Origin of the sequence: Bradyrhizobium sp. 141, from assembly GCF_023074055.1 — a bacterium.
Lineage (GTDB): Bacteria > Pseudomonadota > Alphaproteobacteria > Rhizobiales > Xanthobacteraceae > Bradyrhizobium.
In genome coordinates this window covers 97,522-113,101 of the sequence record NZ_JADPKR010000064.1, presented here as the reverse complement: position 1 = coordinate 113,101, position 15,580 = coordinate 97,522, and the positions used below count along the sequence as shown (strand labels likewise).

16 protein-coding genes are annotated in these 15,580 nt (G+C 63.9%); 10 read left to right on the top strand and 6 right to left on the bottom strand.

Features of this window, described 5'->3' with window-relative positions:
- Positions 1-26 precede the first annotated feature (26 nt).
- On the top strand, positions 27-704 hold the full coding sequence (locus tag IVA81_RS18680; protein ID WP_247320682.1) for an LON peptidase substrate-binding domain-containing protein: 678 nt from the start codon (positions 27-29) through the stop codon (positions 702-704).
- Between the two features lie 12 nt (positions 705-716).
- On the opposite strand, the gene IVA81_RS18675 is transcribed toward IVA81_RS18680, so the two are convergent.
- The 4 genes from IVA81_RS18675 to IVA81_RS18660 form a co-directional block, all read right to left on the bottom strand.
- Complete coding sequence (locus IVA81_RS18675; RefSeq protein WP_247320680.1) at positions 717-3,218, bottom strand: EAL domain-containing protein; 2,502 nt, start codon at positions 3,216-3,218, stop codon at positions 717-719.
- A gap of 222 nt (positions 3,219-3,440) precedes the next feature.
- Entirely contained in the window at positions 3,441-4,034 is a 594-nt protein-coding gene (locus tag IVA81_RS18670; protein WP_247320678.1) for a cytochrome b/b6 domain-containing protein, read from the bottom strand.
- Between the two features lie 96 nt (positions 4,035-4,130).
- Positions 4,131-4,409, bottom strand: a complete 279-nt coding sequence (locus IVA81_RS18665) for a PepSY domain-containing protein (protein ID WP_018323571.1) — start codon at positions 4,407-4,409, stop codon at positions 4,131-4,133.
- A 249-nt stretch (positions 4,410-4,658) separates the two neighbouring features.
- Entirely contained in the window at positions 4,659-5,009 is a 351-nt protein-coding gene (locus IVA81_RS18660) for a hypothetical protein (protein ID WP_246922241.1), read from the bottom strand.
- 106 nt (positions 5,010-5,115) lie between these two features.
- Here IVA81_RS18660 and IVA81_RS18655 point away from each other — a divergent pair, with 106 nt between their 5' ends.
- Together IVA81_RS18655 and IVA81_RS18650 are read left to right on the top strand one after the other, a co-directional pair.
- Entirely contained in the window at positions 5,116-5,646 is a 531-nt protein-coding gene (locus tag IVA81_RS18655; RefSeq protein ID WP_247320676.1) for a TetR/AcrR family transcriptional regulator, read from the top strand.
- A gap of 122 nt (positions 5,647-5,768) precedes the next feature.
- Positions 5,769-5,966, top strand: a complete 198-nt coding sequence (locus tag IVA81_RS18650) for a Trm112 family protein (RefSeq protein WP_246922246.1) — start codon at positions 5,769-5,771, stop codon at positions 5,964-5,966.
- 109 nt (positions 5,967-6,075) lie between these two features.
- Here IVA81_RS18650 and IVA81_RS18645 read toward each other — a convergent pair whose 3' ends face one another.
- Complete coding sequence (locus IVA81_RS18645; protein ID WP_247320674.1) at positions 6,076-7,296, bottom strand: ubiquinone biosynthesis hydroxylase; 1,221 nt, start codon at positions 7,294-7,296, stop codon at positions 6,076-6,078.
- A gap of 196 nt (positions 7,297-7,492) precedes the next feature.
- On the opposite strand from IVA81_RS18645, the gene tesB reads away from it, so the two are divergent.
- Positions 7,493-8,356, top strand: coding sequence for an acyl-CoA thioesterase II (tesB, locus tag IVA81_RS18640; RefSeq protein ID WP_247320671.1), 864 nt, complete (start codon positions 7,493-7,495; stop codon positions 8,354-8,356).
- Positions 8,357-8,396: 40 nt separating this feature from the next.
- Here the strand turns inward: tesB and IVA81_RS18635 are convergent, their stop codons facing one another.
- Positions 8,397-9,305: a DUF4339 domain-containing protein gene (locus tag IVA81_RS18635; RefSeq protein ID WP_247320669.1), complete on the bottom strand. Its 909-nt coding sequence runs from the start codon at positions 9,303-9,305 to the stop codon at positions 8,397-8,399.
- 238 nt (positions 9,306-9,543) lie between these two features.
- Here IVA81_RS18635 and IVA81_RS18630 point away from each other — a divergent pair, with 238 nt between their 5' ends.
- The 6 genes from IVA81_RS18630 to IVA81_RS18605 all read left to right on the top strand — a co-directional run bounded on the left by IVA81_RS18630 (position 9,544) and on the right by IVA81_RS18605 (position 15,576).
- Positions 9,544-9,882, top strand: a complete 339-nt coding sequence (locus IVA81_RS18630) for a P-II family nitrogen regulator (protein WP_247320667.1) — start codon at positions 9,544-9,546, stop codon at positions 9,880-9,882.
- 75 nt (positions 9,883-9,957) lie between these two features.
- On the top strand, positions 9,958-11,259 hold the full coding sequence (locus IVA81_RS18625; protein WP_247320665.1) for an ammonium transporter: 1,302 nt from the start codon (positions 9,958-9,960) through the stop codon (positions 11,257-11,259).
- 311 nt (positions 11,260-11,570) lie between these two features.
- A complete protein-coding gene (locus tag IVA81_RS18620; protein WP_008142813.1) occupies positions 11,571-11,909 on the top strand; it encodes a P-II family nitrogen regulator in 339 nt (112 codons plus the stop codon).
- A gap of 37 nt (positions 11,910-11,946) precedes the next feature.
- Positions 11,947-13,395: an ammonium transporter gene (locus tag IVA81_RS18615; RefSeq protein ID WP_247320663.1), complete on the top strand. Its 1,449-nt coding sequence runs from the start codon at positions 11,947-11,949 to the stop codon at positions 13,393-13,395.
- A 218-nt stretch (positions 13,396-13,613) separates the two neighbouring features.
- Positions 13,614-14,018, top strand: coding sequence for a GFA family protein (locus IVA81_RS18610; RefSeq protein WP_247320661.1), 405 nt, complete (start codon positions 13,614-13,616; stop codon positions 14,016-14,018).
- Between the two features lie 343 nt (positions 14,019-14,361).
- Positions 14,362-15,576 (top strand): aminotransferase class I/II-fold pyridoxal phosphate-dependent enzyme, encoded by a 1,215-nt coding sequence (locus IVA81_RS18605; protein WP_247320659.1) that lies wholly within the window; start codon positions 14,362-14,364, stop codon positions 15,574-15,576.
- The last annotated feature ends 4 nt before the right edge of the window (positions 15,577-15,580 follow it).

The window sequence follows — 15,580 nt, the reverse complement described above, 5'->3', positions numbered from 1 at the left end:
CTGGCAACGCCAGGGGGACCGGGCAGATGCCGATCAACATCGAATATCGCGGGCCCGCCGACCTCCCGGAGATCATTCCGGTGTTTCCGCTGCCGGGCGCGCTGCTGCTGCCCCGCGGCCAGATGCCGCTCAACATCTTCGAGCCGCGCTACCTTGCGATGGTCGACGATTCCTTCCGCGACGGCCATCGCCTGATCGGCATGATCCAGCCTGACATCGCGCACTCGCCGAAAAATTCCGACAAGCCGACGCTGTTCCGCGTCGGCTGCGTCGGCCGCATCACCCAGCTCGCCGAATCCGGCGACGGCCGCTACATCCTCGAGCTCACCGGCGTCTCGCGCTTCAAGGTGGTCGAGGAGCTCGAAGTGCTCACCGCCTACCGGCAGTGCAAGGTGGATTTCTTCGCCTTCGTCGACGACTTCACCGCCCGCACGGGCGAGGACCAGGTCGACCGCGAGGCGCTGCTGGCCGTACTGGCAGACTTTCTGAAGGCCAATAATCTCAAGGTCGACTGGGAAGGCGTCGAAAGCGCGCCCAACGAAGCACTCGTCAATGCGCTGGCGATGATGTCGCCCTATGGCCCCGCGGAGAAGCAGGCCATGCTGGAGGCGCCTGACCTGAAGACCCGCGCCGAGATTCTGATCGCCGTCACGGAGATGGACCTCGCCAAGAAGCGCACCAGCGGCGATCCGCCGCTGCAGTGAGGGTCCGAACTCTCAGGCCGCGCAGACCACTGCTCCGGCGCCTCGCCGCAGCATTCTGGCGACGTCGGAAGCAGGCATCGGCCGGCTGAAGTAGTAGCCTTGCGTTTCGACGCACCCCTCTTCGCGAAGAATGTCGAGCTGCTCCTTCGTTTCGACGCCTTCGGCGGTCGTGGTCTTGCCGAGGCTGACCGCGAAACGAACCACTGCCCGCGCGAGATGGTGTGCCTCTGCCCTCGCGCTGGAGAGTTCGTTGACGAAACTGCGGTCGATTTTGATCTTGTCGAACGAGAACCTCTGCAGAAAGCTCAGCGATGAATAGCCCGTGCCGAAATCGTCCAGGGCGATTCGCACACCGAGCTCGCGCAATTGACCGAGGACGGTGAAAACAGCTTCGCTGTCATGCATGATCACCGTCTCGGTGACCTCGAGCTCGAGCCTGTGCGGCGCAACTCCCGAACTCGCCAAGGCGTCGACAATCACCGCAACAAGCTCCTTGCTCTTGAACTGAGCGGGAGACAGGTTGATCGCGATCCTGACATGCGCAGGCCATTTGGCGGCTTCCGCACAGGCGGCCCTCAAGACCCATTCTCCGAGCGGAACGATCAAGCCGGTCTCCTCCGCAAGCGGGATGAATTCGCCCGGCATGACAAGGCCTCGCTGCGGATGATGCCAGCGGAGCAAGGCCTCGAAGCCACTGGTCTTGCCGGTCGCGGCGCTGACGAACGGCTGGTAGTGGAGCTCGAATTGGCCGCCGGCAAGCGCATCCCGCATGTCGCGCTCCAGGTTGCGGCGCGCATGCATGAGCTCGTCGAGCTCCGGCTCGAAGAAACGGAATGCACCGCGTCCACCACTCTTGGCCGAGTAGAGGGCGAGATCCGCGCTCTTCATGATCACGTCGGAATCATTGCCGTCGCGCGGCGCGATGGCAATGCCGATGCTGGTGCCCACCGTGACCCGGTGATCGCCGAGATCGAATGGTTCGCAAAGCGCCTTCCTGATGTTCTCGGCAAGGGCGGCGGCCTCCACGGCCGGGTTGGTCACGTAATCGATCACGGCGAACTCATCGCCGCCCAGGCGAGCGATCAACGCGGTTTCCGTGGTGCATTCGCGCAGACGCGCAGCAACGGCGCGCAGCAGGGAGTCGCCCGCCGGATGTCCAAGCGTGTCGTTGACTTCCTTGAACCGATCGAGGTCGAGCATGAGCACGGCCAGATCCACGCCGCCGTTGCGCGTAACTGCAATAGCATGCTCCATGCGCTCTCTGAGCAGCACGCGATTTGGCAAATCGGTCAAGGCATCGTGCTGCGCCATATGAGTGATCTTGGCCTCGGACCGGCGTTGCTCGGTCACATCGAGATGCGTGGCGACCCATCCACCGCCGGGCATCGGCTGTCGCGTCACGCCGATCAACCGACCATCCGAAAACTCGTCGATCCTGCTCGAGACTGCATCGTACGGCAAAGCGGCCAGTTTCGAGATGAATTGCCCGGCAGCGCCCTCGCTGGTGTCGCCCTTGAGGATGCCGTTCACGACGCGATGCTTGATGATGTCGGCGTGCGGTGTCCCCGTCTTCAGCAATTCCGGCGGCAGCCGATAGAGCAGGGCATAGCGCTCGTTGCAGACGACGAGCCGCTTCTCGGCGTCAAACATGCAAAGGCCCTCGACCATGTTGTTGATGGCCGTGTCGAGCCTGATCTTCTGGTCCTCGATTTCCTTTTGCGAATCCTCCACCTGTTGCCTGGCGAGCGAAAGCTCGCTGATGATTTCCTCGAAACGGCTGGTCCTGGTCGCGAGCCGGCGATCCGCCAGCGCGCCGACAAAACTCATTCCGAGCACTGACAGAGCCACGCCTGCAATTGCCACGGCGAGGAAGGCGGGAGAAAGCGACAGGGCATCGCTTGTCAGCGTCGGGTCTGGAACAATCTGCACAGCCCCCATAGCCGTAAAATGATGCGACACGATGGCGAGCGTCAGCAGCAGCGCCGCGACGAAGGTCCCCCACCGGTCCTTGCGGCCCAGGGCGACCGCAAGTGCGGCGTAGCCCAGGACCATGCCGAGGATGATCGAGACGAACACCAGCTTCGGCGACCAAATCACGCGACCGGGCACTTCGAGGGCCCACATGCCTAGATAGTGCATGCTCGCAATACCGGCCCCGATGATGCCGCCCCCGGCAGCCGCCCGCCAGCGGCCGGAGCTGCCGACGGCAACGCCAAAACCGCCTGACGTCAGGATCATCGCCACGGCGAGCGACAGAGCCGTCAGAGCGATGCCATAACCGGTTGAGACGCCGGGCTCGTAGGCGAGCATTGCGACAAAATGCGTGGCCCAGATTCCATAACCGATGGCGGCGCCGGCGATTGCAATCCAGATCAGTCGCGCCCAGGCGCGCGAGGCGATCGCCCGATGAAAGATGCTGACGGCTACAATGCTTGCAGCGAAGCAAACCAGACCAGCGAGTATGACAAGCCGCCAATCATGCTCTGCCGTGAGGCAGGTAAAAACGCGGAACATCGAAATCGCCTCCCTCGTCAATAACTTCGACGATTGATTCTATCGGCTTTCTTCGCGTTAATTTTCTGCAATTCTCGGTTGCATGCCTAGCGGGAGGTAAATATCACGTCTCAAATGCGGAATTTGGCGGTAGCCCTGTGCGGGCGAAGGGTTCTCTTCCCGTGAAACTACGCGGATGAGCGAGCCCGCCGCTACATCGGTTCGGACCAAACTTGATCCTGCTCAGGGGCGATTGCGAATGCGCTTGCGGCCGGTGAGCATTGCGCGGATCAGATTCTCGCGCTGGAGAATCCCCATCAGCAGCACGCCAAGCACGTGCAGCACGACCAGGACGATGACCGCGTCCGACGAATAATGGTGGGTGTCCTCGACCCACCAGACGCCGAAGAAGGTGACGGTGACCGACATCGCACCCGTGATCGTCGAGACCGCGAGCGAGACCAGCAGCGCCACCAGCATCAACGTGCCGGCGGGATTGAGTCCGATATAGCGGCCGGTGATGCCGCGGCGCAAATTCCAGAGATAGCCTGGCGCGGCCCGGAGCCTGACCCTGATCATGCGGAAGCGCGAATAGCGGCTTCCCCAAAAGCCCCAGACGAGGCGGAAGGCCAGGAGTCCGAGCACCGTATAGCCGACGATGCGGTGAAGCCGATCATAGACGGTCGGCGTGAACCACGCGGCCAGAACGCAGACCGCGAGCGCCCAGTGCCAGAGGCGCAGCGGGAGATCCCAGACTGCGACCGTCCGCGAAGCGGATCGATCCGCGGGGGTCCTGTGGGACACCCCGCGCGCTTCTGGCATCGCTTCTTCAATCAAGCAAAGACCATCCTCAAGTCCTGCTTTGCGCAGATCAAGTCGCGCAGTCTACTTCACGACCGACTTGGCGACCTACTTGGCGATTCACTTGCCGAATTACTTGGCGATCGTGTGCTTCAGGCTGAGATCTTCGGGGCTGTAGAACAGCTCGTAGAGCTTGCCTTCCTTGACGCCGTAGACCTCGTAGCACGAGCCTTCGATCTTGGAGCGCCGCACTTCATAACCGAGCGCCTTGGCCTTGGCTTCAGCCTCGCTGGCCGGCTTCCAGGACGCCTTGTCGAGCTTGGTGCAGTCCTTGAAACCGTCGGCCATGGCCGCCGACCCCATGCCCATCCCGACCGTCAGTGCAATGGCAACAACACGAATGACCTTCACGAACGTCTCCTCCTCTGTCGTGCGCGCTACGCGAGCCGCGAAGCGGAACTGAAGGAAGCAAAGGTGATGGTGAAGTCAATCCGGTACGAGGCCATTTGGATTTAGAGTTGTTCTAACGATCGCCGAAAAGATTAAGGCTCTCCGTATGCAGCAGGCGTTCGCGGGATCGCTGCGGCCTTACGCCTCACGGACCGGATGGACTGCTGACCTCGCCTGTTGACGCACGTCCTTTGGATTGCATCGGCAGGTTCAGTATCCGGCGACCGCCAGCGCGACCACGGCGGTGAGAGCCTTCCAGCCAAAGCCGCGTCCGCGCGACCACCAGGCGTTGGCGATGGCGGCAAAGCCGTAGACGGCGACGATGGTCGCCACGATCCAGTGCCGCGCGCTGTCCGATCCCAACATGGGTGCCGCAAGCAGGAGCACGCCGCCGCCGATCCAGGCGACCGTACCGGCCTGCCAGACCAACCGGATCAGCATGCGCAGGCGTTCCGGGGTGATGGTCGCTTTGGCGAACACCTTGGTTTCGCCCAGCACGCCATGGATCAGGGCGACCACGATTCCGGCGACGCCGGCACATTGCAGCAGCAGATCACGCATCAGCAGACCCTCGCTTCTCTCGTCCATACAGTGCTGTATGGATAGATAGGCGCTGGCCGGCCACCTGTCAATACACTAGTGTATGGTCAGGCCCTGGGAACCTGACATGACCGAACAGCTCTCCGCCGACGACTGGATCAGGGAAGGTCTGAAGGCGCTCGCCAAAAATGGCTTCACCGCGCTCAAGGCCGATCCGCTGGCAAAGGCCATGGGCGTGTCGCGCGGCAGCTTCTATTGGCATTTCACCGATCTCGGCGCGTTCCACGCCGCCGTGCTGAAGCGCTGGCGCGAGATCGCGGCCGAGCAGATCATCGCCGACGTCGAGGCCGCCAGCGGTGAGCCACTGAAGGCGCTGCTGCGCAGGTCGTTCGGCGCGCGGCTCGATCTCGAACGCGCGGTCCGCAATTGGGCGGCCTTCGATGCGGCGGCGCAAGGGGCAGTGCGCGCAATCGATCGCCGCAGGCTCGACTATATCGAGGGGCTGCTGGAAAAACGCGCGCTCGCCCCGGCAACCGCGCAGGCCCGCGCACAGATCCTGTACTGGACATTTCTCGGCTTCGCCCTGTCAGGCGCGCCGGTGCCGGCCGCACGGCTCCAGGCCCTGCTCGACGAGGTCTTAACGATGGTCTCCGCGTAGATTCTTGTTCTGACGCGTTTTCTTGACGCGAACCGGTTCCCACTTCGCAGGAAAACGCTTTGCCCCCGTGATGGGCGGGCGCGAATTTCTGTGCTAGAGGCAACCGATTGCCGGAGACCCCCATGAACGCGCCCACCGACCGTCCCGAAGCCAGCGTCGATCCGAAATTGCTCGAGATTTTGGTCTGCCCGCTGACCAAGGGCCCGCTGGAGTTCGATGCTGCAAAGCAGGAACTGATCTCGCGCAGCGCCAAGCTGGCTTATCCGATCCGGGACGGCATCCCGATCATGCTGCCGGAAGAGGCGCGCAAGATCGATTGAGAACCTTGTAGCCCGGATGGAGCGCAGCGAAATCCGGGAATCCTTGCGGTGACGATACAGCCGCCCCGGATTGCGCTTCGCATCATCCGGGCTACGAAGATGCCGCGCGCTACAACGCCTCGCCCTTCAACAGCCGCGGCACTTCGCCCGTCAATCCAGCCGCCTGGCGGATGAAGAGGTTCTTCAACGGCGGGGCGCGGTCGACGAGACCCAGTCCAATGTCGCGGACGGTACGCAGCAGCGTCGACTGGTTCGAGAACAGGAAGTTCAGCGAGTTGGTGGCAACGCCCATCGCCATGGTGTCGAAGCGGCGCCAGCGCTGGTAGCGTTCGAGCACGTCGGCCCCGCCGATATCCATGCCGAGCCGCGCAGCATCGACGACGACTTCGGCCAGCGCCGCGACATCCTTCAGGCCCATGTTGAGGCCCTGGCCCGCAATGGGGTGGATGACATGGGCGGCATCGCCGACCAGCGCGAGTCGGGTGGCGATGAAGGAGCGCGCGACGAAATAGGACAGCGGAAACGCGCGCGGCTTGTCGAGCGCCTTGACCTCGCCGAGATGCAGGCCAAAACGCTGCTCGAGCTCGGCGTGAAATTCCTCGTCGCTGAGCGCAACGATGCGCGCGGCCTCGGCTCGGCGCTCGGTCCACACCAGTGACGAGCGTCTTCCCGAGAGCGGCAGGATCGCGAATGGGCCCGCCGGCAGGAAATGTTCTTCGGCGCGGCCCTCGTGATCGCGCTCATGGCCGACGGTGACGACGATGCCGGATTGGTCATACTCCCAGCCATGGGTCGCGATGCCGGCGCGCTCACGCAGCTTCGACCTTGCACCGTCGGCGGCGACCAGGAGACTTGCCGCGACGACGCTGCCGTCACCGAGCGTCACATCGATGCCTTCGGAACGCGCGTCGTAGGAGGTCACCGCGGTGGCGCGGAGGTCGATGCCCTCGGCTTCGGCACGCACCACCAGCGCATCGATCAGGCGGCGGTTCTCGACCATATGTGCAAAGGGCTCGCCCGGCGCGACATCGCCGGCAAAATTGAGGAACACCGGACGGGTGGCGTCCTCCAGCTTGGAATCGGTGACGACCATGTCGAGGATCGGCTGCGCCTCGCCCCTGACGTCATCCCAGGCGCCGATCGCCTCGAACAGGCGGCGGCAGGCGGCCACAATCGCGGTCGCTCGGGGGTCGCGGCTCGGGCGCGTGCCGAGCGCGGGATCGGCGACGATGACGGGAATCTCGGGCCCGAGCCCCTGTCGCAGTGCCAGCGCCAGCCCCAGCCCTGCAAATGCGCCGCCACCAATGACAATGCTACCCTGTACCGACATACTCAAATTCCCGGTCAAATCCTGGTCTTGCTAGCAGACTTGAGGTGGGCGAAACAGTGCGGTGAAACAAGGGCGCTCCTTCCTGTCATTCCGGGGCGCGCAAAGCGCGAACCCGGAATCCAGAGGTTACCGGCTCTAGATTCCGGGTTCGATGCTCCGCATCGCCCCGGAATGACGACAATGCGAAAGCACCATCATGTCCAAAAGCCTGATCGACCTCATTTCGATCCTCGACCTCGAACAGCTGGAGGTGAATCTGTTCCGCGGCAACAGCCCGAAGACGAGCTGGCAGCGGGTGTTCGGCGGTCAGGTGATCGGGCAGGCGATGGTTGCGGCCTGCCGCACGGTCGAGGGCCGGCTGCCGCATTCGCTGCATTGCTATTTCGTCCTGCCGGGCGATCCGCAGATCCCGATCATCTACCAGGTCGAGCGCCTGCGCGACGGCAAGAGCTACTCGACGCGTCGCGTCACGGCGATCCAGCACGGCAACGCGATCTTCTCGATCATGGTGTCGTTCCATGCTGACGAGGAGAGCGCATTCGACCATCAGGACAGGATGCCTGACGTGCCGCCGCCGGAAAAACTCACGGCGGAGGAGGTGGCGAAGCAGCCGATGTTCCGGGAGATGCCGGACTTCATCCGCCGCTACTATGAATCCGATCGCCCGATCGAGCTGCGCCCGGTCGAGCTCGGCCGTTACTTCGGCCAGAAGATCGACGACGGCCGCATCCATGTCTGGATCAAGACCGCGGCGACGCTGCCGGACGACCCGGCGCTGCACATGTGCGCGCTCGCCTACGCCTCCGACTTCTCGCTGCTGGACGCGATCATGGCGCGCTATGGCCGCACGCTGTTCGACAAGCGCATGATGCCCGCGAGCCTCGACCACGCGATGTGGTTTCACCGCCCCTTCCGCGCCGACGAATGGCTGCTCTACGCGCAGGACTCGCCGAGCGCGCGAGGCGGCCGCGGCCTCACCCGCGGCTCGATCTTCAAGCCGGACGGCACGCTGGTCGCTTCCGTCGCGCAGGAAGGCTCCGTGCGCGAGCGGAAGGGATAATCACCTCAAACGCGAAGTGTCGCGTTCGAGGCTTTCCGGATCATGCACCAAGGGATCCGCGCGGAGCCAGCACGGTCTCCGATGCGAACCAGTTCATGATCCAGCGATACACCCACGGAATCGGGATGATCAGGCTGCACAGGATCGCGGCGACGATGCCGCGCCACAGGATTCCAAGACCACTGCCCTTGAAGACGATCTCGCGCCGCGTGCCTTCGATGCTGCGGCAGAACCAGCGCATCTGGGCCGCGGCGACCCAGGCCCAACCGATGATGGTGATGATCGAGATCGCAAACAGCAGGCTCCAGCCGATATAGGCCCAGATCGAGCCCGTGAAGCTCAAGCCCAGCGGCTGCCCGTTGGAGGCGAGGTTCGCGACCAACCATTTGATCAGGAGCCAGTAGAGAACGATCTGCACGATGAACAGCAAATTGCTCAGGATCTGGCTGCCGATGAAGGCGATCGCGATCGCCAGAACGATGAAGCCGAAATACCAGGGCACCAGCGTCATCGCGTTGCCGCTGAAGCTGAGGTTCGGCCGGCCCGGGACCTTCACGCAGGACACGATCCATTTCGTGTACCAAACGAACGCCCACGGCGCCGGGATGACGAAGATCATTCCGATCATCAGGACGATGCTGCGCCAGGTGAACTCGAGGACGCCGAAATCGACCGCCAGCGATCCTCCGCTGCCGGCCGCAGCGTAGCCGCCGGCGCCGCCGTAGCCGCTTCCGCCCATCATCGGCGGGCCGCCCGCCGGCATCATCGGCGGCGCGCCGCCACCCCCGACCAGGCCGGGGATTTCGGCCGCCTTCTGCCAGCCGGCCATGCCCTCGGTCCAGACCAGGGTGTCCGGGCGCACGACGCCTTGGGCGACGAGGTCGCGAAACTGCCCCTCCGGAAACGGCCCCTGCTGCTTGCCCTCGGATGCGTAGAACCAACTCGCCATGTACCGTCCCCCTCGAACATACTTATGTACCGGCCCGGATGCTTGGGTTCACCGCATCCATGCCAAAAATGCATTGTGAAGGATGAACGGCTGCCCTGTACAGAGGCGCCCGTTCACATGGCCAAACGTTTTTCCGCTTCAACCTGCAAGTTTTTTATGCCATTTGCCCGGAAAGATGCCAGATTGACGCAGCGCCGGGGACATACGGCGCGGCGCATCCTGGGGAATAGGCCTGACCATGAAACTCGTCGTCGCGATCATCAAACCCTTCAAGCTTGACGAGGTCCGCCAGGCCCTGACGGCGATCGGCGTCCACGGCATGACCGTGACCGAGGTGAAGGGCTATGGCCGCCAGAAGGGCCACACCGAGATCTATCGCGGCGCCGAATATGTCGTGAACTTCCTGCCCAAGCTGCGCATCGAGATCGCGGTCGCCTCCGACATCGCCGACAAGGCCGTGGATGTGATCACCGCCTCCGCGCGCACCGGGCAGATTGGCGACGGCAAGATCTTCGTCACGCCGATCGACCACGCGCTGCGCATCCGCACCGGCGAAACCGACAGCGACGCGCTCTAACTCTAACAAACCTTCGATCGCACCGGGCAACGACGCCACAGCGTGCGACGTAATTTCTATGCTGGGGGAAACGAGATGGCGGGATTGTTGCGCCGCGCGGCGTGTATCGCTGCGCCGATCGGGTTTGCGTCGATCACGACATCGTCGGCGCACGCCGCAGGCTCCGAGATCAACCCCGCCGACACCGCCTGGATGATCGTCGCCACCGCGCTGGTGCTGATGATGACGATCCCGGGGCTCGCGCTGTTCTATTCCGGCATGGTGCGCAAGAAGAACGTGCTCGCCACAATGGCGCAGAGCCTTGCTGCGGTGACGCTGATCTCCATTCTCTGGGTCGCGTTCGGCTATTCGCTCTGCTTCGTCGGCGACGGCCCGTGGATCGGCACGCTCGACCGCTGGTTTCTCGCCGGCATGACCATGGACAGCGTCAATCCGGCGGCGAAGACCATCCCGGAAGCGCTGTTCATGCTGTACCAGATGACGTTCGCCATCATCACGGTGGCGCTGGTCGCGGGCTCAGTCGCCGACCGGATGCGGTTCTCCGCCTATCTCCTGTTCTCCGTCGCCTGGTTCATCTTCGTCTACATTCCGCTGGCGCATTGGGTGTGGGGCGGCGGCTTCCTCAACAGCATGGGCGTGCTGGATTTCGCCGGCGGCCTCGTGGTGCACCTGTCAGCCGGCACCAGCGGCCTCATTGCGGCGAAGGTGATGGGACGCCGCCACGGCTACGGCACCGAAAATCTCTCGCCGTTCGATCTGTCCCTCGCGGTGATGGGCACTGGCCTGTTGTGGGTCGGCTGGTTCGGCTTCAACGGCGGCTCGGCGGGCGCGGCCAATTCACGCGCGGTGATGGCGATCATCGCCACCCATCTTGCCGCTTGCGCCGGCGCATTGACCTGGGGCGCGATCGAATGGTCGACCCGGCGCAAGCCCTCGGTGCTCGGCATGATCTCCGGCGCGGTGGCCGGTCTCGGTACCATCACGCCGGCCTCCGGATTCGTGGCGCCCTGGCACGGCATCGTCATCGGCATCATCGCAGGTGCAGTTTGCTATTGGGCCTGCACCTGGCTGAAGCACCGCTTCAACTACGACGATTCGCTCGACGTGTTCGGCGTCCACGGCATCGGCGGCCTGACCGGGACCCTGCTCGCCGGCGCGTTCGCAACCAGCGCCATCGGCGGCACCGCCGGCCTGTTCGAGAACCATCCGCAGCAGCTGCTGATCCAGTTCTATGGCGTCGCCGTCACCTTCGTCTGGTCGGCAGGCGTGAGCTTCGTCCTGCTCAAGCTGGTCGGCCTGTTCGTGCCCCTGCGCGTATCCCGTGAGCACGAGCTCGAGGGGCTCGATATTTCGCAGCACGGCGAAGCCTTGCAATAAAGCGCCGGCGCTACGTAATTACCTCTCCGCTGCCCGACGCATGAGCAACATTGTGTCGGCAGCCTGTCGTGCTCGCGTTTTAAGCAGGCCTGACCACGTTTTGGGCGCGACGGAATAGCGCACCGCACGGCCATGTCCGTGAAACGCGAAAAGCCCCGTCTTCATAGTCCGTTAGGCAACGCGCCTGATCTGGCACGGCATTTGATTCTAAGGGTCTCGGCTGTGCCCGCGTAGTGAACTTTCTCCCTCGTGGCGAACCAGTCGAGAACGCCCGGCCATGTCCGGACCGGGCCCAAGCGGGGATAGGACCCATGAAAATTGTTATGGCGATTATCAAGCCATTCAAGCTGGAAGAAGTCCGTGACGCCCTGACCGCCATCGGCGTTCACGGTCTCACGGTGACGGAAGTCAAGGGATATGGCCGCCAGAAGGGCCATACGGAAATCTATCGCGGCGCCGAATATGCCGTGAGCTTCCTGCCCAAGATCAAGATCGAGGTCGCTGTCGCCTCCGACCAGGTCGACAAGACCATCGACGCCATCACGTCCGCCGCGAAAACCGGGCAGATCGGCGACGGCAAGATCTTCGTCATCAACCTCGACCACGCGGTGCGCATCCGCACCGGCGAGGCCGATGCCGCGGCCCTTTGATTTCGCGCTCAACCTTATCCAATCAGGAGTGAATAATATGACGTTCAAGCGTCCCTATGGCGCGGGATTGGCGGCTCTCGCAGTCGGCCTGTTCGCTGCGACCGCAGCCTACGCCGAGCCAACGGTCAACAAGGGAGACAACGCCTGGATGCTGACATCGACAGTGCTGGTGCTGTTGATGACGATCCCCGGCCTCGCGCTGTTCTATGGCGGTCTCGTCCGTTCCAAGAACATGCTCTCCGTCCTGATGCAGGTGTTCTACACCGTCTGCGTCGTCACCGTGATCTGGGCCGTGTACGGCTACAGCCTCACCTTCACCGGCGGCTCCGACTTCATCGGCGGCTTCTCCAAGGCCTTCATGATGGGCGTCACCACCGATACGAAGGCCGCGACCTTCTCGGTCGACGCCAACATCTCGGAGCTCATCTATGTCTGCTTCCAGATGACCTTCGCGGCGATCACGCCCGCGCTCATCGTCGGCGCTTTTGCCGAGCGCATGAAATTCGCGGCGATCGCGCTGTTCGTCCCGCTCTGGGTCACGCTGATCTATTTCCCGATCGCGCACATGGTCTGGTACTGGCAGGGTCCGGACCTGATCCAGGACGCAGCCAAGGCGCTCGCTGCTGCCACTGACGCGGCGGCGAAGACCGCGGCGCAGGCCAAGCTCGACGAGATCAACGCCGACGCCGGCTGGATCTTCAAGAAGGGCGCGATCGACTTCGCCGGCGGCACGGTGGTGCACATCAACGCCGGCATCGCAGGCCTCGTCGGCGCTCTCCTGATCGGCAAGCGCGTCGGTTACGGCAAGGAGCTGATGGCCCCGCACTCGCTGACCATGTCGATGATCGGCGCCTCGCTGCTCTGGGTCGGCTGGTTCGGCTTCAACGCCGGCTCCAACCTCGAAGCCAACGGCGGCGCAGCGCTCGCCATGACCAACTCCTTCGTCGCCACCGCAGCCGCCGCGCTGTCGTGGATGTTCGCGGAGTGGATCATCAAGGGCCATCCATCGGTGCTCGGCGTCATCTCCGGCGCTGTCGCGGGCCTCGTGGCGGTCACCCCTGCGGCCGGCTATTCCGGCGTGATGGGCGCGATCGTCCTCGGACTCGTCGTCGGCGTGGTCTGCCTGTTCTTCTGCACAGTCGTGAAGAACGCGCTCGGCTATGACGACTCCCTCGACGTGTTCGGCGTGCATTGCATTGGCGGCATCGTCGGCGCCATCGGCACCGGCATTCTCGTCAACCCCGCCCTCGGCGGCGCCGGCGTCATGGACTACACCGCGATCCCGCCGAAGGCCGCCGACTACGACTTTGCAGCGCAGATGCTGTCCCAGATCTGGGGCGTTGGCACCACGCTGGTGTGGTCGGGCATCGGTTCGGCGATCCTCTACAAGGTCGTCGACGTGATCGTTGGTCTGCGCACCAATGTCGAGAGCGAGCGTGAAGGCCTCGATATCACCGAGCACACCGAGCGCGCCTACAACATGTAAGTCTCCTCCCGGGCGCGGTCTCCCCGGAGATCGCGCCCAGAACTACGGTTCGGGCACATACCCGGCAATGCCCTGACCGTTGAGGGGCTCCAGCGCACGCTGGAGCCCCTTTCTTTTGGCAGGGCGCTTTTCTGATTTGGTACCGAAGAAAGGGATTGCCATTCCGCGCCACCGGCGCAGAACTATCGACCACAAGAAACAAGAATCGGGAGGTCGTCATGCGTTTGGAAGGCGGATGCTATTGCGGCGAAGTGCGCTACAAAGCCGAAGGCGATCCGATGATGCAGGCCCAGTGTCATTGCCGCGAGTGCCAGTACATCACGGGCGGCGCGCCCAACACCTTCATCGCGATGCCGGCGGCCGGCTTCAGCTACACCAAGGGTCAGCCCAAGCAGTTCACCCGCAAGGACCTCGAACGCGCCGTCACGCGCGAATTCTGCGCCGAGTGCGGCACCCATCTCCTGACCAAAGCTCCGGGCCTGCCGGCGGCGATCCTGAAAGTCGGCACGCTGGACGAGCCAAAACAGTTCCATCCGCAGATGGCGATCTACACCTGCGATATCCAGGAATTTCACACGATCCCGGCGGGCATGAAGACGTTCGAGAAGCTGCCGGGGCGCTGAGGCCGGACGGTGCGCTCCTCCTCCGCTTACGGGGAGGGCAGGGGAGAGGGTGCTTCAACATCGGGACAGTCCCTGTGTGGAGAGAACCCTCACCCGGCGCCGGGACGATGCATCGCATCGCCCGGGGCGCGCCGACCTCTCCCGCAAGCGGGAGAGGTGGAGGAACCAGCCCGGCCGTGTAGCCCGCCATCCCGTTGTTATCCGGCCTCAATATTCCTGCTCTGGACGGAGGCGCCGGCCGATGGTTAATCGCGTCTTAACCTCGCCCTATCTATGGTGAACTGAACCGCTTCCCGCCGGGGCCTTCGCGCGACCGGCTGTTCCAAGAGTGCTGGCGCCCAGAATGGTCATGACCGCTTCATCCCGCGCGCCGCAGGCCGGTGGAAGCCTAGACACCGAACGCTCGCCCTTCGTCCGGCTGAACGAGCTGCTGGCGCCGCATCAGCCCGGCAAGCCCTTGATTTCGCTCGCGGTCGGCGAACCGCAGCATCCCGTGCCTGATTTCGTCGGCCCGGTGCTGGCCAAGCACATCGCCGATTTCGGCCGCTACCCGATGAACCAGGGAACCGACCCGTTCCGTCAGGCAGCAAGCACCTGGCTGTCGTCACGATTCAAGCTGCCGCGGCCGCTCGACCCCAAAGGCGAGATTCTCGTCCTCAATGGCAGCCGCGAGGGGCTGTTCCTCGCCGCGATCGCAGCAAAGCGCTACGTCGGCCCGCGTCCCGGCAAACCCGCGATCCTGATGCCGAACCCGTTCTATCCGGTCTATGGCGCTGGCGCCTTGGCTGCGGCCTGCGAGCCGGTCCATCTGCCGACCACGGTGGAAAACGGCTTCCTGCCCGATCTCGACGCCATCGACGAGGCGACGCTGGCGCGCACCGTAGCGTTCTATCTGGCCTCGCCCGCCAATCCGCAGGGCTCGGTCGCCTCGCGCGATTATTTCGCGCGCCTCAAGGGCCTCGCCGATCGCTACGGCTTCATGATCCTCAGTGACGAGTGCTATTCGGAGATCTACACCCGGGAAGCGCCAGGCAGCGCGCTCGAATGCGCCGGCCCCGACTTCACCCGCGTGGCCGCGTTCCAGTCGCTGTCGAAGCGCTCGAACCTGCCGGGCCTGCGCGTCGGTTTCGCCGCCGGCGACAAGAGATTCATCGGGATGTTCCTGGAGCTGCGCAACATCGCAGCGCCGCAGGTGCCGGTGCCGCTCCAGCACGTTGCGACCTTTGCCTATGGCGACGAAGCGCATGTCGAGGAGAACCGCCGGCTCTACCGGATCAAGTTCGATCTCGCCGACCAGATCATCGGCAATCGCTATGGCTATCGCCGGCCCGATGCCGGCTTCTGCGTCTGGCTCAACACGTCCGCGATCGGCGACGACGTGTCGGTGTGCCTGAAACTCTTCAGGGAAGCAGGCGTGCGTGTGGTGCCCGGCAGCTTTTTGGCGCGGCAGCAGCCTGACGGATTCAATCCCGGCGCGGGCTACATTCGCCTCGCGCTGGTGCAGGATGGCGAGACCACGGCGCAGGCGCTGCACCGCCTGGTCGAGACTCTGGGTTAGGCGG

Coding starts and splice junctions, on each gene's coding strand:
- IVA81_RS18620 (WP_008142813.1), top strand. CDS start 11,571: ATGAAAATTGTTATGGCGATTATCAAGCCATTCAAGCTGGAAGAAGTC.
- IVA81_RS18635 (WP_247320669.1), bottom strand. CDS start 9,305: ATGGCGAGTTGGTTCTACGCATCCGAGGGCAAGCAGCAGGGGCCGTTT.
- IVA81_RS18650 (WP_246922246.1), top strand. CDS start 5,769: ATGAACGCGCCCACCGACCGTCCCGAAGCCAGCGTCGATCCGAAATTG.
- IVA81_RS18660 (WP_246922241.1), bottom strand. CDS start 5,009: ATGCGTGATCTGCTGCTGCAATGTGCCGGCGTCGCCGGAATCGTGGTC.
- IVA81_RS18625 (WP_247320665.1), top strand. CDS start 9,958: ATGGCGGGATTGTTGCGCCGCGCGGCGTGTATCGCTGCGCCGATCGGG.
- IVA81_RS18610 (WP_247320661.1), top strand. CDS start 13,614: ATGCGTTTGGAAGGCGGATGCTATTGCGGCGAAGTGCGCTACAAAGCC.
- IVA81_RS18630 (WP_247320667.1), top strand. CDS start 9,544: ATGAAACTCGTCGTCGCGATCATCAAACCCTTCAAGCTTGACGAGGTC.
- IVA81_RS18615 (WP_247320663.1), top strand. CDS start 11,947: ATGACGTTCAAGCGTCCCTATGGCGCGGGATTGGCGGCTCTCGCAGTC.
- IVA81_RS18655 (WP_247320676.1), top strand. CDS start 5,116: ATGACCGAACAGCTCTCCGCCGACGACTGGATCAGGGAAGGTCTGAAG.
- IVA81_RS18645 (WP_247320674.1), bottom strand. CDS start 7,296: ATGTCGGTACAGGGTAGCATTGTCATTGGTGGCGGCGCATTTGCAGGG.
- IVA81_RS18675 (WP_247320680.1), bottom strand. CDS start 3,218: ATGTTCCGCGTTTTTACCTGCCTCACGGCAGAGCATGATTGGCGGCTT.
- IVA81_RS18680 (WP_247320682.1), top strand. CDS start 27: ATGCCGATCAACATCGAATATCGCGGGCCCGCCGACCTCCCGGAGATC.
- tesB (WP_247320671.1), top strand. CDS start 7,493: ATGTCCAAAAGCCTGATCGACCTCATTTCGATCCTCGACCTCGAACAG.
- IVA81_RS18605 (WP_247320659.1), top strand. CDS start 14,362: ATGGTCATGACCGCTTCATCCCGCGCGCCGCAGGCCGGTGGAAGCCTA.